Raw genomic sequence first — 17,162 nt, 5'->3', positions numbered from 1 at the left:
GGGCTAGAGGTCGCGGTGGCGGACCTGGACGTTTTTCAGGGATTGCTGGAGCAGTTGGCCAAGCCGTTCGGTGATGTACACCGAGCGGTGGTGGCCGCCGGTACAGCCGATGGCGATGGTGACATAGGCGCGGTTGCTGGCGGCGAAGCGCGGCAGCCATTTGAGCAGGTAACCGGAGATGTCCTGGAACATTTCCTCGACGTCCGGCTGGGCGGCCAGGTAGTCGATCACCGGCTGTTCGAGGCCGGAATGCTCGCGAAGTTCCGGCTTCCAGTACGGATTGGGCAGGCAGCGCACATCGAACACCACATCGGCATCCACCGGCATGCCGCGCTTGAAGCCGAAGGACTCGACCAGGAACGCGGTGCCTGGCTCGGGTTGGTTGAGCAGGCGCAGCTTGATCGAATCGCGCAGCTGGTAGAGGTTCAGGCTGGTGGTGTCGATCTTCAGGTCGGCGAGGTCGGCGATCGGCCCGAGCAGCTCGCTTTCCACACGGATCGCCTCGGCCAGCGAACGGCTGTCGTTGGTCAGCGGGTGGCGGCGGCGGGTTTCCGAGAAGCGCTTGAGCAGGGTGTCTTCGTCGGCGTCCAGGTACAGCACGTCGCACTGGATATGCCGTGAGCGTGCCTCCGCCAGCAGTTCGGGGAAGCGTGACAGGTGGCTGGGCAGGTTGCGCGCGTCGATGGACACCGCCACCTTCGGTTGCAGCAGCTCGGTGTTGATCAGCGCGTTTTCAGCCAACTGCGGCAACAACCCGGCGGGCAGGTTGTCGATGCAGTAGTAGCCGTTGTCTTCCAGCACGTCGAGGGCGGTACTCTTGCCGGAGCCGGAGCGGCCGCTGACGATGATCAGGCGCATGTTCAGTGCTCGTTCTGTACGTCCAGGACGACCTGGTAAAGGGTCTCGCTGCTGTCGGCGGCACGCAGGCGATCGCGGACCTCCTTGCGATCGAGCATGCTGGCGATCTGGCGCAGCAGTTCAAGGTGGGCATCGGTGGCGGCTTCCGGGACCAGCAGGACAAACAGCAGGTCGACCGGGGCGCCATCGATGGCATCGTAATCGATGGGGGCGTCCAGGTGCAGCAGGGCGCTCACTGGCGCGGTGCAGCCCACAAGCCGGCAGTGGGGAATGGCGATGCCATTGCCAAAACCGGTGGAGCCCAGTTTTTCCCGAGCGATGAGCTTGTCGAAGACGTCTTGCATCTCCAGCTCGGGTACTTGCTCGGCGATCAGGTTGGCGACCTTTTCCAGGGCGCGCTTCTTGCTGCCGCCCGGCACGTTCACAAGGGAACGGCCGGGGGTCAGGATGGTTTCAAGTCGGATCATGGATGAGGGGGATCAGCGGGCGGCTGCGCCTTGCAGCAGGCTTTGCTGTTTTTCCTTGTGTTTTTTCAGTTGGCGATCGAGTTTGTCGGCCAGGGCGTCGATCGCCGCGTACATGTCTTGATGTTCGGCGTTGGCGACGACTTCGCCACCGGGAATCTGGAGTGTGGCTTCCACCTTCTGCTGCAGCTTCTCGACCTTCATGATCACCGTCGCATTGGTGATCTTGTCGAAATGACCCTCCACGCGGGCGAGCTTCTCGAGCACGTAATCGCGCAGTGGTTGGGTGACTTCTACATGCTGTCCACTGATGTTGACTTGCATACAGCTTCTCCTTTGTTGCCCGTGCATAAAGAGGCAGGTATTGCACCTGCCACTGAAACGCTGTGGCACATCCCGGGGCTACATCAGTCGCTTGCGCTCGCTCGACGGGGCGATGCCCAACGATTCGCGGTACTTGGCGACGGTGCGACGGGCTACCTGGATGCCTTGTGCCTCCAGTAAACCAGCGATCTTGCTGTCACTCAATGGCTTTTTCTGATTTTCCGCCGCCACCAGTTTCTTGATGATCGCGCGGATCGCCGTGGACGAGCATTCGCCGCCTTCGGCGGTGCTCACGTGGCTGGAGAAAAAGTATTTCAGTTCGTAGATGCCGCGTGGGGTGTGCATGTATTTCTGCGTGGTCACCCGGGAAATGGTCGACTCGTGCATGCCCACCGCCTCGGCGATATCGTGCAGCACCAGCGGCTTCATGGCCTCGTCGCCATGGTCGAGGAAGCCGCGCTGGTGCTCGACGATCTGCGTCGCCACCTTCATCAGCGTCTCGTTGCGGCTCTGCAGACTCTTGATGAACCAGCGCGCTTCCTGCAGCTGGTTGCGCATGAAGGTGTTGTCGGCGCTGGTGTCGGCGCGGCGCACGAAGCCGGCGTACTGCGGGTTGACCCGCAGGCGCGGTACCGCTTCCTGGTTGAGCTCGACCAGCCAGCGCTCGCTGTCCTTGCGCACGATGACATCGGGCACGACGTACTCGGGCTCGCTGGACTCGATCTGCGAGCCGGGGCGCGGGTTGAGGGTCTGCACCAGTTCGATGACCTGACGCAGCTCGTCCTCCTTGAGCTTCATGCGGCGCATCAGCTGGCTGTAGTCGCGGCTGCCGAGCAGGTCGATGAAGTCGGTGACCAGGCGCTGGGCCTCGCTCATCCACGGTGTCGACGCCGGCAGCTGGCGCAGTTGCAACAGCAGGCATTCACCGAGGGAGCGGGCGCCGATTCCGGCGGGCTCGAATTGTTGGATGCGATGCAGCACCGCCTCGACCTCGTCCAGCTCGATATCGAGCTCCGGGTCGAAGCCTGCGCAGATCTCGTCAAGGGTGTCTTCCAGGTAGCCCTGGCCGTTGATGCTGTCGATCAGGGTGACGGCGATCAGGCGGTCGGTGTCGGACATCGGCGCCAGGTTGAGCTGCCACAGCAGGTGGCTCTGCAGGCTCTCGCCGACCGACGTGCGGGTGGTGAAGTCCCACTCGTCGTCATCGTTGCTCGGCAGGCTGCTGGCGCTGGTCTGGTAGATGTCTTCCCAGGCGGTGTCGACCGGCAGCTCGTTGGGAATGCGTTCGGCCCATTCGCCGTCTTCGAGGTTTTCCGCGGTGCTGCTGGTGCTGGTTTCCTGGAAGCTGTTGTCCTGGACTTCGGCGACCGGCTTGTTCTCGGCGTTGTCCGCCATCGGGTCGCTGTTGTCGAAGTCCTCGCCGTCTTCCTGACGTTCGAGCATCGGATTGGACTCCAGCGCTTCCTGGATTTCCTGCTGGAGGTCCAGGGTGGAGAGCTGAAGCAGACGGATGGCCTGTTGCAACTGCGGGGTCATCGTCAGTTGCTGGCCCATTTTTAGGACGAGCGATGGTTTCATGGCTGGGGCTTGATACCTTGTTGCCGGCGCGCATGCGCCATCCACTACACGGAGGGCGCCTGGGCGCCGATTTTAAGCAAGTTATATGCCTGAAATTGCAGCGTTTGCCTAGAGCACTGTAACAACTAAAGCCTCGAACAGGCGCCTGCGCCAGTGCTCCGGGCAGGCCGGGTCAGAGTCGGAACTCGTGCCCCAGGTACACTTCCTTGACCAGCTGGTTGGCCAGGATGGTCTCGGCGTCGCCTTCGGCGATCAACTGGCCATCGTTGACGATGTAGGCGGTCTCGCAGATGTCCAGGGTCTCGCGAACGTTGTGGTCGGTGATCAGTACGCCGATGCCCTTGTTCTTGAGGTGGTGGATGATCTGCTTGATGTCGCCGACGGAGATCGGGTCGACACCGGCAAAGGGTTCGTCCAGCAGGATGAACTTGGGCGCGGTGGCCAGGGCGCGTGCGATCTCGACGCGGCGGCGTTCGCCGCCGGAGAGGCTCATGCCGAGGTTGTCGCGGATGTGGCTGATGTGGAATTCCTGCAGCAGGCTTTCCAGCTCCTTGCGCCGGCCGTCGCGGTCGAGGTCCTTGCGGGTCTCGAGGATGGCCATGATGTTGTCGGCCACCGACAGCTTGCGGAAGATCGAGGCTTCCTGCGGCAGGTAGCCGATACCAGCCTGGGCGCGCCCGTGCATGGGCTGGTGGCTGACGTCGAGGCTGTCGATCAGCACGCGACCCTGGTCGGCCTGGACCAGGCCGACGATCATGTAGAAACAGGTGGTCTTGCCGGCGCCGTTGGGGCCGAGCAGGCCGACGATCTGGCCGCTGTCGATGGACAGGCTGACGTCGCGAACGACCTGCCTGCCCTTGTAGCTCTTGGCCAGGTGCTGGGCTTTGAGGGTTGCCATTTACTCGGCCTTTTTCTTCGGTTGAATGACCATGTCGATGCGCTGACGTGGTGCAGTCACGTTGCCACCGCGACCGGCGGTAGCCACCTGGGTCTTGGTGTTGTAGACGATCTTCTCGCCTTCGGTGGTGTTGCCTTCGTTCTCGACCTTGGCGCGGTCGGTGAGAATCACCGTGTCTTTCTGCGCCTGGTACTGGATGGTCACGGCCCAGCCTTTCATCTTGTCGGGCTTTGCGGCGCTCTGCTGCTGCTCGAAGTAGGCCAGGTTGCCCACCGAGGTAACCACGTCGATGTCGCCGGAGGCGGAGCGGGTCATGGTCACGGTGTTGCCTTTGATCATCATCGAGCCCTGGGTGATGATCACGTCGCCGGTGTAGGTGGCAACGCCCTGCTTGTCGTCCAGGTGGGCGTTGTCCGCCTGGATGCGGATCGGCTGGTCACGGTCGTTCGGCAGGGCGAAGGCGCTCGCGCTTCCCAGTGCTACGCCCAGGCTGAGCAGAAGGGGGATGGTTTTAACGAGCCTCATACTGTCCTCTTACGTTAGAGAGCAGGTCCATCCTGCCTTCTTTCAAATACGCTTTCATTCCTTTGCCCGTAGTCGTGCCACCGGCGCCGTCGATTCTAACGGCTTGCTCGGTCTGCGCATATTGCTTCTGCGGGAACACGGTCATGCGTGTGCTGGTGATGATGGTTTCACGTTGCTTCTCGTCGGTGCGCGCCACGCGCACATCGTCGATCAGTTCGACCTCGGTGCCGTCCGGGTTGACCTCGGCGCGCTTGCTCTGCACGTGCCACGGATACTCGGTGCCGCGGTACATGTGCAGGTCGGGCGTGGTCACCAGGGTGACCTCGCTGGCCTTAAGGTGCTCGACCTTGGCGGCGGTCATCTCGTACTGCAGTTTGCCGTCGGGCAGGAACTGCAGGCTGTGTGCATTGATCGCGTAGTAGTCGATGGCACTCTGGTCGACCTGGGCCTGCGGCTGGTCGAGGAAGCTCTCCGGGCTGACGTTCCAGTAGCCTACCGCAACCAGCAGGGCGGCGATCCCGCCTAGCAGCGCGACATTTCTGATCTTCTTGCTGAGCATGGGCAGCCTTACAGGTAATGGGCGTTGGCAGCGTCCAGGGTGCCCTGGGCCTGCATGATCAGTTCGCAGAACTCGCGGGCGGCGCCTTCACCGCCGCGAGCCTGGGTGACGCCGTGAGCGTGCTGGCGAACGAATGCAGCGGCATTCTGTACCGCCATGCCCAGGCCGACGCGACGAATCACCGGCAGGTCGGGCAGGTCGTCGCCGAGGTAGGCGACCTGTTCATAGCTTAGATTGAGTTCGGCGAGCAGGCCGTCGAGCACCACCAGTTTGTCCTCGCGGCCCTGGAACAGGTGCGGGATGCCGAGGTTCTTCGCCCGACGCTCGACCACCGGGGTCTTGCGCCCGCTGATGATCGCGGTGGTCACGCCCGCGGCCATGAGCATCTTGATGCCGTGGCCGTCGAGGGTGTTGAAGGTCTTGAACTCGCTGCCGTCCTCGAGGAAGTACAGGCGGCCGTCGGTGAGTACACCGTCGACGTCGAACACCGCCAGCTTGATGGCCTTGGCGCGTTGCATCAGGTCCTGGTTCATTTACATCACTCCGGCGCGCAGCAGGTCGTGCATGTTCAGGGCGCCGGTCGGGCGGTCGTCCTGATCGACGACCACCAGCGCGCTGATCTTGTGGTCTTCCATGATCTTCAGTGCCTCGGCGGCGAGCATCTCGGCGCGGGCGGTCTTGCCGTGGACGGTCATGACCTCGTCGATGAGGGTCTTGTGCACGTCGATGTTGCGGTCCAGGCTACGGCGCAGGTCACCGTCGGTGAACACGCCGGCAAGCTTGCCGTCGTCACCCAGGACCACGGTCATGCCCAGGCCTTTGCGGGACATTTCAAGCAGCGCGTCCTTGAGCAGGGTGCCGCGTTTGACCAGGGGCAGCTCCTCGCCGGCATGCATGACGTTCTCGACCTTCAGCAGCAGGCGACGACCCAGCGCGCCACCGGGGTGGGAGAAGGCGAAATCCTCGGCGGTGAAGCCACGGGCCTCGAGCAGGGCGATAGCCAGGGCGTCGCCCAGCGCCAGCGCGGCAGTGGTGGAGGAGGTCGGCGCCAGGTTGAGCGGGCAGGCTTCCTGGGCGACGCTGGCGTCGAGGTTGACTTCGGCGGCCTGGGCCAGGGGCGAGCCCGGGTTGCCGGTGAGGCTGATCATCTGGATGCCCAGGCGCTTGATCAGCGGCAGCAGGGTGACGATCTCGGCGGTGCTGCCGGAGTTGGACAGGGCAAGAATGACATCGTCCCGGGTGATCATGCCCATGTCGCCGTGGCTGGCTTCGGCCGGGTGCACGAAGAACGCCGGGGTGCCGGTGCTGGCCAGGGTGGCGGCGATCTTGTTGCCGATGTGCCCCGACTTGCCCATGCCCACCACCACGACCCGTCCCTTGCTGGCCAGGATCAGTTCGCAGGCCTTGACGAAGTCACCGTCGATGCGGGCCAGCAGGGCCTCCACGGCTTCGAGTTCGAGGCGCAGGGTGCGCTGGGCGGATTGGATCAGCTCGCTGGATTGGGTCATGTCGAAACGCAATGCCTGATGAAAAGGCGGCGATTATAGCCGCAATGTGTGAAAGGCTCATCCTTCGAATGTCATATGGATGCCGCGCCAGCCTGTCTGCGCCCTGAACGAGTGAGGGGACGCCCTTGGGGCGGGCCTATCAGCGGTGCTATAGTTCGCCGCTATTCAGCCCGCAGGGGACCTGTGTGCCTTCAAGATCAAGGCAGGCGTCCACATGACGAGGCTGCACTAGCAAGGAGTCTAGATGAGTGTGGATAGCGCCTACGCGGTCGAGTTGAAGGGCGTCACCTTCAAGCGCGGTTCGCGCAGCATTTTCAGCAACGTGGACATACGCATTCCCCGCGGCAAGGTCACCGGCATCATGGGGCCTTCGGGGTGCGGCAAGACCACTTTGCTGCGCCTGATGGGCGCGCAGTTGCGCCCGTCCGGTGGCGAGGTCTGGGTCAATGGGCAGAACCTGCCCGCGCTGTCGCGAAGTGACCTGTTCGATGCGCGCAAGCAGATGGGCGTGCTGTTCCAGAGCGGCGCGCTGTTCACCGACCTGGATGTGTTCGAGAACGTGGCCTTCCCGCTGCGGGTGCATACGCAGCTGTCGGACGAGATGATCCGTGACATCGTGCTGATGAAGCTGCAGGCCGTGGGCCTGCGCGGCGCCATCGACCTGATGCCCGACGAACTGTCCGGCGGCATGAAGCGCCGCGTGGCACTGGCCCGGGCGATCGCCCTCGATCCGCAGATCCTCATGTACGACGAACCGTTCGTCGGCCAGGACCCGATCGCCATGGGCGTGTTGGTGCGCCTGATCCGCCTGCTCAACGATGCTCTGGGCATCACCAGCATCGTGGTTTCCCACGATCTCGCGGAAACCGCGAGCATCGCCGACTACATCTATGTGGTCGGCGACGGCCAGGTGCTGGGGCAGGGCACGCCGGACGAACTGATGGGCTCGGACAATCCGCGCATCCGCCAGTTCATGAAAGGCGACCCGGACGGCCCGGTACCCTTCCACTTCCCTGCGCCTGACTACCGCGCCGATCTGCTGGGGACGCGTTGATGCGCAGAAAATCCTTACTCGAACGTATCCGTCTGTTCGGCCGTTCGGCCATCGATGTGCTGGCCGTGCTGGGACGCTCGTGCCTGTTCCTCGGCCATTCTCTAGGCGGGCGCAGCGGCGTTGGTGGCTTCCAGCTGCTGGTCAGGCAACTGTATTCGGTGGGCGTGCTGTCGCTGGCGATCATCGTCGTGTCCGGCGTGTTCATCGGTATGGTGCTGGCCCTGCAGGGCTACAGCATCCTCGCCAGGTACGGCTCGGAGCAGGCCGTGGGGCAGATGGTCGCCCTGACCTTGCTGCGTGAGCTGGGGCCGGTGGTCACCGGCTTGCTGTTCGCCGGCCGCGCGGGCTCCGCGCTGACCGCCGAGATCGGCAACATGAAGTCCACCGAGCAGCTGTCGAGCCTGGAGATGATCGGCGTCGACCCGCTCAAGTACATCGTCGCCCCGCGCCTGTGGGCTGGCTTCATCTCGCTGCCGCTGCTGGCGCTGATCTTCAGCGTGGTCGGTATCTGGGGCGGATCGTGGGTCGCCGTGGACTGGCTGGGCGTCTATGAGGGTTCGTTCTGGGCCAACATGCAGAACAGCGTTTCGTTCAGCGACGACGTGATCAACGGGCTGATCAAGAGCCTGGTGTTTGCCTTCGTCGTCACCTGGATCGCCGTATTCCAGGGGTACGACTGTGAGCCCACTTCAGAAGGGATCAGCCGTGCCACCACCAAGACCGTGGTCTATGCCTCGTTGGCAGTCCTGGGTCTGGACTTTATTCTGACCGCCTTGATGTTTGGAGATTTCTGATGCAAAACCGCACCCTGGAAATCGGTGTCGGCCTGTTCCTCCTGGCCGGGATCCTGGCGCTGCTGCTGCTGGCCCTGCGTGTCAGCGGGCTGTCGGCCAGCCCGAGCAGCGACACGTACAAAGTTTATGCGTACTTCGACAATATCGCCGGTTTGACGGTCAGAGCTAAAGTGACCATGGCCGGTGTGACCATCGGCAAGGTCACCGCCATCGATCTGGACCGCGATTCCTACACCGGTCGGGTCACGCTGCAGCTGGACAAGCATGTCGACAACCTGCCGACTGACTCCACTGCCTCGATCCTGACCGCAGGCCTCTTGGGCGAGAAGTACATCGGCATCAGCGTAGGTGGCGAGGACGCGGTACTCAAGGACGGCAGCACCATCCACGACACCCAGTCGGCGCTGGTGCTGGAAGACCTGATCGGCAAGTTCCTGCTCAACTCGGTGGGCAAGGAACCGAAAGAAGCGCAACCGGCTAATTAAGGAGTTTCCATGATTTCGATCCTGCGACGTGGCCTGCTGGTTCTGCTGGCGGCCTTCCCCCTGCTGGCCCTGGCGGCGCCGGGACAATCCGCCCGTGATGTGATCCAGGGCACCACCACGCAGCTGCTCAGCGACCTGAAGGCCAACAAGGAGCAGTACAAGGCCAACCCTGAGGCGTTCTACAACGCGCTCAACAGCAACCTTGGCCCGGTGGTCGATGCCGATGGCATCTCCAAGAGCATCATGACCGTCAAGTACTCGCGCAAGGCGACGCCTGCGCAGATGCAGCGCTTCCAGGAGAACTTCAAGCGCAGCCTGATGCAGTTCTACGGCAACGCCCTGCTGGAGTACAACAACCAGGGCATCACCGTCGACCCGGCCAAGGCCGAGGACGGCGACCGCACCAGCGTCGGCATGAAAATCACCGGCACCAACGGCGCGGTCTATCCGGTGCAGTACACCATGCAGAAGCTCGATGGCGAGTGGAAGGTGCGCAACGTCATCGTCAACGGCATCAACATCGGCAAGCTGTTCCGCGACCAGTTCCAGGATGCCATGCAGCGCAACGGCAACAACCTGGACAAGACCATCGACGGCTGGGCCGGCGAAGTGGCCAAGGCCAAGGAAACGGCGGACAGCTCGCCGGATAAGGAAGTCAAATGAGCGACGCCGCCGTGAGCATGGCCGAGCCGGGCGTTCTCGCCCTGGCCGGCGTGCTGGACTACCGCAGCGGCCCGGCCCTGAGAACGCAGGGCAAGGCGCTGGTCGAGGCGTGCCGCGAACCGCGCCTGGTGCTCGATTGCTCCGCGGTGGTGAAGTCGAGCAGCGTCGGCCTGTCGTTGTTGCTGGGCTTCATGCGCGATGCCCAGGCGGCCGGCAAGACCTGGGAACTGCGCGGTATTCCCGAGGATATGCGGGAAATCGCCGGGGTCTACGACCTCGATGAAGTCCTGGCAGGCTGATGCCCTGCCATTCGGGAAAGGCCCCTCGGTCAGCGCACCCTCTCTTGGGCTTCGCAGGCGAGGGGCTTTTTTGTATGATGGCCGACCCGCGCGCGTTGGGCGCCGATCGAGGTTGAGCATGCAGGCCGTAGAAGTCAAAAGCTTTCTGGAAGAGAAATTGCCGGGAACCCGGGTCGAAGTTGAAGGCGAAGGCTGCAACTTCCAGTTGAACGTGATCAGCGACGAGCTGGCCGGCCAGAGCCCGGTCAAGCGTCAGCAGGCGATCTATGCTCACCTCAATCCGTGGATCGCCAACGGCAGCATTCACGCGGTAACCATGAAATTCTTCAGCAGCGCAGCCTGGGCTGAGCGCACCTGAGCCAACTTGGCGGCGAGATACGTATGGACAAACTGATTATTACTGGCGGCGCGCGCCTTGACGGCGAGATCCGCATTTCCGGCGCGAAGAACTCGGCGCTGCCGATCCTCTCGGCCACCCTGCTGTGCGATGGTCCGGTCACGGTCGGCAACCTGCCGCACCTGCACGACATCACCACCATGATCGAGCTGTTCGGCCGCATGGGCATCGAGCCTGTGATCGACGAGAAGCTCTCGGTGGAAATCGATCCGCGCACCATCAAGACCCTGGTCGCCCCCTACGAGCTGGTCAAGACCATGCGCGCCTCGATCCTGGTGCTCGGCCCGATGGTCGCCCGCTTCGGTGAGGCCGAAGTCGCCCTGCCGGGCGGTTGCGCCATCGGTTCGCGTCCTGTCGACCTGCACATCCGCGGCCTGGAGGCCATGGGTGCGAAAATCGACGTCGAAGGCGGCTACATCAAGGCCAAGGCGCCCGAGGGCGGCCTGCGCGGCGCGCACTTCTTCTTCGACACCGTCAGCGTCACCGGCACCGAGAACATCATGATGGCCGCTGCCCTGGCCAAGGGCCGCAGCGTGCTGCAGAACGCCGCCCGTGAGCCGGAGGTGGTCGACCTGGCCAACTTCCTGATCGCCATGGGTGCGAAGATCCAGGGCGCTGGCACCGACACCATCACCATCGATGGCGTCGAGCGTCTGCAGCCGACCACCTATCGCGTCATGCCCGACCGTATCGAGACCGGCACCTACCTGGTCGCGGCTGCCGTGACCGGTGGCCGCGTCAAGGTCAAGGACACCGATCCGACCATCCTCGAAGCCGTCCTCGAGAAACTCAAGGAAGCCGGCGCCGACATCACCACCGGTGAAGACTGGATCGAGCTGGACATGCACGGCAAGCGTCCGAAGGCCGTGAACCTGCGTACCGCCCCGTATCCGGCGTTCCCGACCGACATGCAGGCGCAGTTCATCTCGCTCAACGCCATCGCCGAAGGCACTGGCGCGGTGATCGAGACCATCTTCGAAAACCGCTTCATGCACGTCTACGAGATGCACCGCATGGGCGCGCAGATCCAGGTCGAGGGCAACACCGCCATCGTCACTGGCGTCAATGCGCTCAAAGGTGCTCCGGTAATGGCCACCGACCTGCGCGCTTCCGCCAGCCTGGTGCTGTCGGCGCTGGTCGCCGAAGGCGACACCCTGATCGACCGCATCTACCACATCGACCGTGGCTACGAGTGCATCGAGGAAAAACTGCAGATGCTGGGCGCGAAGATCCGTCGCGTACCGGGCTAGTCGTCTGTACGGCGCAGGGACGCGCCCTGAATCTTTTGCGGTCGGGCCCTGTGCCCGGCCGGCTATAGCTGCTTAAGGACCGACGTTCCAATGTTGACCATCGCGCTATCCAAAGGCCGTATTCTCGACGATACCCTGCCACTGCTGGCCGAAGCCGGTATCGTGCCGACCGAGAATCCGGACAAGAGCCGCAAGCTGATCATCCCGACCACCCAGGATGATGTCCGCCTGCTCATCGTGCGTGCCACCGACGTGCCGACCTATGTCGAGCATGGTGCCGCCGACCTCGGTGTGGCCGGCAAGGACGTGCTGATGGAATACGGCAGCCAGGGCCTTTACGAGCCCCTGGACCTGCAGATCGCCCAATGCAAGCTGATGACCGCTGGCGTAACCGGCGCGGCCGAGCCCAAGGGTCGCCTGCGCGTGGCCACCAAGTTCGTCAATGTGGCCAAACGCTACTACGCCGAACAGGGCCGCCAGGTGGACATCATCAAGCTGTATGGCTCCATGGAGCTGGCGCCGCTGATCAATCTCGCCGACAAGATCATCGACGTGGTCGACACCGGCAACACCCTGCGCGCCAACGGCCTCGAGCCCCAGGAACTGATCGCCACGATCAGCTCGCGCCTGGTGGTCAACAAGGCCTCCATGAAAATGCAGCACGCCCGTATCCAGAGTCTGATCGACACCCTGCGCAACGCCGTCGAATCGCGACACCGCGGCTGACCTCTGCGCGCGACCTCCGCTGTCGCGCCCGTCTATCCGCGTCATAGCCAATTTTCTCAGGTGCCCGCGCGGATGGAGTGGTAGCTTTAGGGCGCCTGAACATCCGCTAATAACGAGGCCCTCGCCATGACCGTGTCCACTGCAATTGCCCGTCTCAACGCCGCTGACCAGGATTTCGCCCGACATCTGGATCATCTGCTGAGCTGGGAAAGCGTGTCCGATGACGCGGTCAACCAGCGCGTGCTCGATATCATCAAGGCCGTGCGCGAGCGTGGCGATGCGGCGCTGGTGGAATTCACCCAACGCTTCGACGGTGTCGATGCCACATCGATCAATGATCTGATCCTGGATCGCGCGCGCCTGGAACTTGCCCTGACCCGCATTACCCCGGTGCAGCGCGAAGCCCTGGAAAAAGCCGCCAACCGTGTGCGCATCTACCACGAGCGGCAAAAGCAGGATTCCTGGCAGTACACCGAGGCCGACGGCACCGTGCTCGGCCAGAAGGTCACCCCGCTGGACCGCGCCGGCCTGTACGTGCCGGGCGGCAAGGCATCGTACCCATCGTCGGTGCTGATGAACGCGATTCCGGCCAAGGTGGCCGGTGTGGCCGAGGTAGTGATGGTCGTGCCGACCCCGCGTGGAGAGGTCAACGAGCTGGTGCTGGCCGCGGCCTGCATTGCCGGTGTCGACCGGGTGTTCACCATCGGTGGCGCCCAGGCAGTCGCGGCCCTGGCCTATGGCACTGAAAGCGTGCCGCAGGTGGACAAGATCGTCGGCCCAGGCAATATCTACGTGGCCACCGCCAAGCGCCATGTGTTCGGCCAAGTCGGCATCGACATGATCGCCGGCCCTTCGGAGATCCTGGTGGTGTGCGATGGCCAGACCGATCCGGACTGGATTGCCATGGACCTGTTCTCCCAGGCCGAGCACGACGAAGACGCCCAGGCCATCCTGGTCAGTCCGGATGCCGAGTTTCTCGATCGGGTGGCCGCCAGCATCGACAAGCTGTTGCCGACCATGGAGCGTGCCGAGATTATCGAGAAGTCGATCAATGGCCGTGGCGCGCTGATCCAGGTGCGTGACATGCAGCAGGCCATCGAGGTGGCCAACCGCATCGCCCCCGAGCACCTGGAGCTGTCGGTGGCCGATCCGCAGGCCTGGTTGCCGCAGATTCGCCACGCCGGCGCGATCTTCATGGGCCGCCACACCAGCGAGGCGCTGGGCGACTACTGCGCCGGCCCCAACCACGTGCTGCCGACTTCCGGCACCGCGCGCTTCTCTTCGCCCTTGGGTGTGTATGACTTCCAGAAGCGTTCGTCGATCATCTTCTGCTCCGAGCAGGGCGCGTCCGAGCTGGGTCACACCGCTTCCGTGCTGGCCCGGGGCGAATCGCTGACCGCCCACGCGCGCAGCGCCGAATACCGCATCCTCAACGAGAAGGGGAACTGAGCATGAGTCGATTCTGGAGTCCCTTCGTCAAGGACCTGGTGCCTTACGTGCCGGGCGAGCAGCCCAAGCTTGCGCGGCTGGTCAAGCTGAATACCAACGAGAACCCCTATGGCCCGTCGCCCAAGGCGCTGGAAGCCATGCGTGGCGAGCTCAACGATAACCTGCGGCTGTATCCGGACCCGAACGGTGACCGGCTCAAGCAGGCGGTGGCCGAGTATTACGGCGTGACGCCGGCGCAGGTGTTCGTCGGCAACGGCTCGGACGAGGTGCTGGCGCACATCTTCCACGGCCTGTTCCAGCATGACCGTGGGCCACTGCTGTTCCCGGACGTGAGCTACAGCTTCTACCCGGTGTATTGCGGTCTGTACGGTATCGCGTTCGAGCAGGTGGCGCTGGATGAGCAGTTCCAGATCCGGGTTTCGGACTACAGCAAGCCCAATGCCGGGGTTATCTTCCCCAACCCCAATGCGCCGACCGGTTGCCTGTTGCCGCTCGAAGCGGTCGAGCAACTGCTGCAGGCCAACCGGGATTCGGTGGTGGTGGTTGACGAGGCCTACATCGATTTCGGTGGCGAGACGGCTATCAGCCTGGTCGATCGCTACGACAACCTGCTGGTGACCCAGACCTTGTCCAAGTCGCGTTCGCTGGCTGGGCTTCGGGTTGGGTTGGCGGTTGGTCATCCTGATTTGATCGAGGCGTTGGAGCGGATCAAGAACAGCTTCAACTCCTACCCGTTGGATCGCATGGCGATTGTCGGGGCGGCGGCGGCGTTTGACGACCGTGAGTATTTCGATGAGACCTGTCGCAAGGTTATCGATAGCCGAGAGGTGTTGGTTGCCGAGTTGGTGGCGCGGGGGTTCGAGGTGCTGCCTTCGGCGGCGAACTTCATCTTTGCCCGGCATCCCGGGGAGGATGCTGCGGGGATCGCGGCGCGGCTTCGGGAGCAGGGGGTGATTGTTCGGCATTTCAAGCAGGAGCGGATTGCGCAGTTCCTGCGGATTACCGTTGGGACGCCGGAGATGAACCAGGCTTTGCTTGATGCTTTGAATTGATTTCAGGGGGTTGACTGGGGGCGGATTGGAGTTGGCTGTTCTGACTTCTGGTTCGCCCCTTGTTGTTGTTGTTGTTGTTGTTGTTGTTGTTGTTGTTGTTTGGTGGTTTTGGAAGTTGTATGCGCATTCATTTGTGATGTCGACGCTTATTCACCTTTCCGCCCTTACGGCCATCCCTTTCAAGGTCTTCGGTAGAATTCACCGAAATCCAGTCAGGAAGACCCGAGCGATGTGGGCTGATGTACTAGCGCGATTCGAGAAAAAAGCACCTGCCAGCGTAATGGCCAAACTTGCCTTGGAGCAGGCCATTGCGCCGGAGTGGGTCGATCAGGTTTTCGAGGAGCACCGGCAACGGCAGTATTCTCGCGAGCTGCTGTTCTCGACCATCGTCAAGTTGATGTCGCTTGTTTCATTGGGCTTGAAGCCATCGCTGCATGCTGCGGCAAGACAACTGGACGACCTTCCCGTCAGTCTGGCAGCCCTGTACGACAAGATCAGTCGAACCGAACCTGCCCTGTTGCGCGCTCTGGTGACTGGCTGTGCGCAGCGCTTGGCGCCGACAATCCATGAATTGGGCTGCTCAGCCATGCTTCCTGACTGGCAAGTTCGGGTGGTCGATGGCAGCCACCTGGCCTCTACCGAAAAGCGTCTTGGTGTGCTGCGCCAAGAGCGCGGGGCGGCTCGTCCCGGGTTTTCTGTGGTGGTTTACGACCCCGATCTGGATCAGGTAATTGACCTCCAGCCGTGCGAGGACGCCTACGCAAGCGAACGAGTTTGTGTCTTACCGTTATTAGCTGAAGCAAAGGCCAATCAGGTTTGGATTGCTGACCGGCTCTACTGCACGCTGCCTGTAATGGAGGCGTGTGAACAGGTGAACACGTCATTTGTCATTCGCCAGCAGGCCAAGCATCCCCGCTTGATCCAAGAAGGTGAGTGGCAAGCACCGATGCCCGCCGCCACAGGCACTGTGCGCGAACAATCCATCGAAGTAAAAGGCGGGCACCGCTGGCGGCGTGTCGAGTTAACGCTTCATTCACCAAACGACTCGGGAGATAACAGTTTGATGTTCTGGAGCAACCTCCCCGAGAGCATCAGTGCGCAACAGATCGCAGAGTTTTATCGGCGCCGCTGGAGCATTGAAGGGATGTTCCAGCGGCTCGAGGCAATTCTGGAAAGTGAAATTGAAACCCTCGGCAGTCCGCGAGCCGCCTTGCTTGGATTCACCACTGCCGTGCTGGCATACAACGTTCTGGCCTTGCTCAAGCGAAGTGTTGAACAGGCTCACCGTGATGCCTTGCCCGAGAATTGGGAAGCCTCGATTTATCACTTGGCGGTGCAGATCAGAGGGGGTTACGAAGGCATGCAGATTGCCCTGCCATCCGAATACATGCCGGTTGTACCGATGGAACAACTGGCCCAGCGCCTGCTGGAGCTGGCCAGAAATATCCAGCCCAAACAGGTTGCGAAAAGCCCACGAGGCCCCAAGGTGCCCAAAGCGAAGGCCTGGGTGCAAGGGACGGCTGTACATGCCCACGTTTCGACGGATCGGGTCATCAAGGCCGCTAAAACCAAAAGACCTTGAAAGGGATGGCCCTTACGGCGGGTCCCTTTTTGAAGGATCAAAAAGGAACCAAAAAATCCTCGCTCCATTCATCCGGCCCCTACGCTTCGCTCCGGGGTCCCCTCACTCCGGCCTTGCTCCCGGGAGGACCGCGCTGAACGCCCCATCCTGGGGCGCAGCGCTTGACGGCCATCCATGGCCGTCACCTCCCTCCGCAAGAACTCCGCTCGGCCTCCTGAAGTCGCAATTGGTGGCGCCTGAACTATCGCGCGCTTAGAAGCAAGAGCAAGAGCAAGAGTAAGAAGCGCGAAGTTAGTTATTTGACTATTAGTTATAGATTGGCTGGTCCGGCCCTTTCGTGGGACAAGCCCGCTCCTACAAAGATCTATATGACGACTATTGCGTGGGAGCGGGCTTGCCCCCCGATACGATCGAGAGATCAACTAAGTTCCAACTAGCGACAGCTGCGCCAGTCCAGGCGCCGCCCGTAACTTCGCGACTTCAGGAGGCCGAACGCAGGTCTTGCGGAGGGAGGTGACGGGCATGGATGCCCGTCAAGCGCTGGGGCCCAGGATGGGCCCTGCAGCGTGGCCCTCCCGGGAGCAAGGCCGGAGTGAGGGAACCCGGAGCGAAGCGGAGGGCCGGATGAATGGAGCGCCACGGCTTTGGTTACTTTGGCCAAGACCAAAGTAACCCGCCGTAAGGGCGGAAAGGTGAA

Annotated in this window: 20 protein-coding genes; 11 read left to right on the top strand and 9 right to left on the bottom strand. The window is 62.5% G+C overall.

Annotated features, from left to right (window positions below):
* Positions 1-3 precede the first annotated feature (3 nt).
* The 9 genes from rapZ to V0R62_RS23925 all read right to left on the bottom strand — a co-directional run bounded on the left by rapZ (position 4) and on the right by V0R62_RS23925 (position 6,714).
* Positions 4-858 carry an RNase adapter RapZ gene (gene rapZ / locus V0R62_RS23965; protein ID WP_330105486.1) on the bottom strand — a complete coding sequence of 285 codons (855 nt, stop codon included), beginning with the start codon at positions 856-858 and terminating at the stop codon, positions 4-6.
* Positions 859-860: 2 nt separating this feature from the next.
* The gene (gene ptsN, locus V0R62_RS23960) at positions 861-1,325 is read right to left on the bottom strand and encodes a PTS IIA-like nitrogen regulatory protein PtsN (RefSeq protein WP_330105485.1); all 465 of its coding nucleotides are present in this window, start codon (positions 1,323-1,325) and stop codon (positions 861-863) included.
* Positions 1,326-1,337: 12 nt separating this feature from the next.
* Positions 1,338-1,646 (bottom strand): ribosome hibernation-promoting factor, HPF/YfiA family, encoded by a 309-nt coding sequence (hpf, locus tag V0R62_RS23955; protein ID WP_011532415.1) that lies wholly within the window; start codon positions 1,644-1,646, stop codon positions 1,338-1,340.
* A gap of 78 nt (positions 1,647-1,724) precedes the next feature.
* Positions 1,725-3,224, bottom strand: coding sequence for an RNA polymerase factor sigma-54 (locus V0R62_RS23950; RefSeq protein WP_330105484.1), 1,500 nt, complete (start codon positions 3,222-3,224; stop codon positions 1,725-1,727).
* 172 nt (positions 3,225-3,396) lie between these two features.
* Positions 3,397-4,122 carry an LPS export ABC transporter ATP-binding protein gene (gene lptB, locus V0R62_RS23945; protein ID WP_011532417.1) on the bottom strand — a complete coding sequence of 242 codons (726 nt, stop codon included), beginning with the start codon at positions 4,120-4,122 and terminating at the stop codon, positions 3,397-3,399.
* Positions 4,123-4,647, bottom strand: coding sequence for a lipopolysaccharide transport periplasmic protein LptA (lptA, locus tag V0R62_RS23940; RefSeq protein WP_203650835.1), 525 nt, complete (start codon positions 4,645-4,647; stop codon positions 4,123-4,125).
* Positions 4,634-5,206, bottom strand: a complete 573-nt coding sequence (gene lptC / locus V0R62_RS23935) for an LPS export ABC transporter periplasmic protein LptC (RefSeq protein WP_330105483.1) — start codon at positions 5,204-5,206, stop codon at positions 4,634-4,636. The genes lptA and lptC overlap by 14 nt, the downstream gene beginning before the upstream one ends.
* A gap of 8 nt (positions 5,207-5,214) precedes the next feature.
* Positions 5,215-5,739, bottom strand: coding sequence for a KdsC family phosphatase (locus tag V0R62_RS23930; RefSeq protein WP_217868485.1), 525 nt, complete (start codon positions 5,737-5,739; stop codon positions 5,215-5,217).
* Entirely contained in the window at positions 5,740-6,714 is a 975-nt protein-coding gene (locus V0R62_RS23925) for a KpsF/GutQ family sugar-phosphate isomerase (protein ID WP_330105482.1), read from the bottom strand.
* Between the two features lie 244 nt (positions 6,715-6,958).
* On the opposite strand from V0R62_RS23925, the gene V0R62_RS23920 reads away from it, so the two are divergent.
* The 11 genes from V0R62_RS23920 to V0R62_RS23870 all read left to right on the top strand — a co-directional run bounded on the left by V0R62_RS23920 (position 6,959) and on the right by V0R62_RS23870 (position 16,465).
* Positions 6,959-7,768, top strand: coding sequence for an ATP-binding cassette domain-containing protein (locus V0R62_RS23920; protein ID WP_028689661.1), 810 nt, complete (start codon positions 6,959-6,961; stop codon positions 7,766-7,768).
* On the top strand, positions 7,768-8,562 hold the full coding sequence (mlaE, locus tag V0R62_RS23915) for a lipid asymmetry maintenance ABC transporter permease subunit MlaE (RefSeq protein WP_186713855.1): 795 nt from the start codon (positions 7,768-7,770) through the stop codon (positions 8,560-8,562). Before V0R62_RS23920 ends, mlaE begins: the two co-directional genes overlap by 1 nt.
* Positions 8,562-9,047: an outer membrane lipid asymmetry maintenance protein MlaD gene (mlaD, locus tag V0R62_RS23910; RefSeq protein ID WP_028689663.1), complete on the top strand. Its 486-nt coding sequence runs from the start codon at positions 8,562-8,564 to the stop codon at positions 9,045-9,047. The genes mlaE and mlaD overlap by 1 nt, the downstream gene beginning before the upstream one ends.
* 9 nt (positions 9,048-9,056) lie before the next feature.
* Positions 9,057-9,710 carry an MlaC/ttg2D family ABC transporter substrate-binding protein gene (locus tag V0R62_RS23905; RefSeq protein ID WP_330105481.1) on the top strand — a complete coding sequence of 218 codons (654 nt, stop codon included), beginning with the start codon at positions 9,057-9,059 and terminating at the stop codon, positions 9,708-9,710.
* On the top strand, positions 9,707-10,009 hold the full coding sequence (locus tag V0R62_RS23900) for an STAS domain-containing protein (protein ID WP_186735120.1): 303 nt from the start codon (positions 9,707-9,709) through the stop codon (positions 10,007-10,009). The genes V0R62_RS23905 and V0R62_RS23900 overlap by 4 nt, the downstream gene beginning before the upstream one ends.
* 118 nt (positions 10,010-10,127) lie before the next feature.
* Positions 10,128-10,367 (top strand): BolA family protein, encoded by a 240-nt coding sequence (locus V0R62_RS23895; protein WP_028689666.1) that lies wholly within the window; start codon positions 10,128-10,130, stop codon positions 10,365-10,367.
* A gap of 23 nt (positions 10,368-10,390) precedes the next feature.
* Positions 10,391-11,656 (top strand): UDP-N-acetylglucosamine 1-carboxyvinyltransferase, encoded by a 1,266-nt coding sequence (gene murA, locus V0R62_RS23890; RefSeq protein WP_330105480.1) that lies wholly within the window; start codon positions 10,391-10,393, stop codon positions 11,654-11,656.
* 90 nt (positions 11,657-11,746) lie between these two features.
* The gene (gene hisG, locus V0R62_RS23885) at positions 11,747-12,382 is read left to right on the top strand and encodes an ATP phosphoribosyltransferase (protein ID WP_330105479.1); all 636 of its coding nucleotides are present in this window, start codon (positions 11,747-11,749) and stop codon (positions 12,380-12,382) included.
* A gap of 126 nt (positions 12,383-12,508) precedes the next feature.
* The gene (gene hisD / locus V0R62_RS23880) at positions 12,509-13,831 is read left to right on the top strand and encodes a histidinol dehydrogenase (RefSeq protein WP_330105478.1); all 1,323 of its coding nucleotides are present in this window, start codon (positions 12,509-12,511) and stop codon (positions 13,829-13,831) included.
* Between the two features lie 2 nt (positions 13,832-13,833).
* Positions 13,834-14,883 carry a histidinol-phosphate transaminase gene (gene hisC, locus V0R62_RS23875; RefSeq protein WP_050704105.1) on the top strand — a complete coding sequence of 350 codons (1,050 nt, stop codon included), beginning with the start codon at positions 13,834-13,836 and terminating at the stop codon, positions 14,881-14,883.
* Between the two features lie 280 nt (positions 14,884-15,163).
* Complete coding sequence (locus V0R62_RS23870) at positions 15,164-16,465, top strand: IS4 family transposase (protein ID WP_207853417.1); 1,302 nt, start codon at positions 15,164-15,166, stop codon at positions 16,463-16,465.
* Positions 16,466-17,162: the final 697 nt, after the last annotated feature.

Source organism: Pseudomonas carassii (assembly GCF_036324045.1).
Taxonomy (GTDB): Bacteria; Pseudomonadota; Gammaproteobacteria; order Pseudomonadales; family Pseudomonadaceae; genus Aquipseudomonas; species Aquipseudomonas peradeniyensis.
Note: the sequence above shows the minus strand (reverse complement) of the source record. Positions and strands in the feature narration are given on the sequence as shown.

Bases quoted from the DNA above. Each gene is read 5' to 3' on its own strand.
- rapZ (WP_330105486.1), bottom strand. From the start codon at position 858: ATGCGCCTGATCATCGTCAGCGGCCGCTCCGGCTCCGGCAAGAGTACC.
- ptsN (WP_330105485.1), bottom strand. From the start codon at position 1,325: ATGATCCGACTTGAAACCATCCTGACCCCCGGCCGTTCCCTTGTGAAC.
- hpf (WP_011532415.1), bottom strand. From the start codon at position 1,646: ATGCAAGTCAACATCAGTGGACAGCATGTAGAAGTCACCCAACCACTG.
- V0R62_RS23950 (WP_330105484.1), bottom strand. From the start codon at position 3,224: ATGAAACCATCGCTCGTCCTAAAAATGGGCCAGCAACTGACGATGACC.
- lptB (WP_011532417.1), bottom strand. From the start codon at position 4,122: ATGGCAACCCTCAAAGCCCAGCACCTGGCCAAGAGCTACAAGGGCAGG.
- lptA (WP_203650835.1), bottom strand. From the start codon at position 4,647: ATGAGGCTCGTTAAAACCATCCCCCTTCTGCTCAGCCTGGGCGTAGCA.
- lptC (WP_330105483.1), bottom strand. From the start codon at position 5,206: ATGCTCAGCAAGAAGATCAGAAATGTCGCGCTGCTAGGCGGGATCGCC.
- V0R62_RS23930 (WP_217868485.1), bottom strand. From the start codon at position 5,739: ATGAACCAGGACCTGATGCAACGCGCCAAGGCCATCAAGCTGGCGGTG.
- V0R62_RS23925 (WP_330105482.1), bottom strand. From the start codon at position 6,714: ATGACCCAATCCAGCGAGCTGATCCAATCCGCCCAGCGCACCCTGCGC.
- V0R62_RS23920 (WP_028689661.1), top strand. From the start codon at position 6,959: ATGAGTGTGGATAGCGCCTACGCGGTCGAGTTGAAGGGCGTCACCTTC.
- mlaE (WP_186713855.1), top strand. From the start codon at position 7,768: ATGCGCAGAAAATCCTTACTCGAACGTATCCGTCTGTTCGGCCGTTCG.
- mlaD (WP_028689663.1), top strand. From the start codon at position 8,562: ATGCAAAACCGCACCCTGGAAATCGGTGTCGGCCTGTTCCTCCTGGCC.
- V0R62_RS23905 (WP_330105481.1), top strand. From the start codon at position 9,057: ATGATTTCGATCCTGCGACGTGGCCTGCTGGTTCTGCTGGCGGCCTTC.
- V0R62_RS23900 (WP_186735120.1), top strand. From the start codon at position 9,707: ATGAGCGACGCCGCCGTGAGCATGGCCGAGCCGGGCGTTCTCGCCCTG.
- V0R62_RS23895 (WP_028689666.1), top strand. From the start codon at position 10,128: ATGCAGGCCGTAGAAGTCAAAAGCTTTCTGGAAGAGAAATTGCCGGGA.
- murA (WP_330105480.1), top strand. From the start codon at position 10,391: ATGGACAAACTGATTATTACTGGCGGCGCGCGCCTTGACGGCGAGATC.
- hisG (WP_330105479.1), top strand. From the start codon at position 11,747: ATGTTGACCATCGCGCTATCCAAAGGCCGTATTCTCGACGATACCCTG.
- hisD (WP_330105478.1), top strand. From the start codon at position 12,509: ATGACCGTGTCCACTGCAATTGCCCGTCTCAACGCCGCTGACCAGGAT.
- hisC (WP_050704105.1), top strand. From the start codon at position 13,834: ATGAGTCGATTCTGGAGTCCCTTCGTCAAGGACCTGGTGCCTTACGTG.
- V0R62_RS23870 (WP_207853417.1), top strand. From the start codon at position 15,164: ATGGCCAAACTTGCCTTGGAGCAGGCCATTGCGCCGGAGTGGGTCGAT.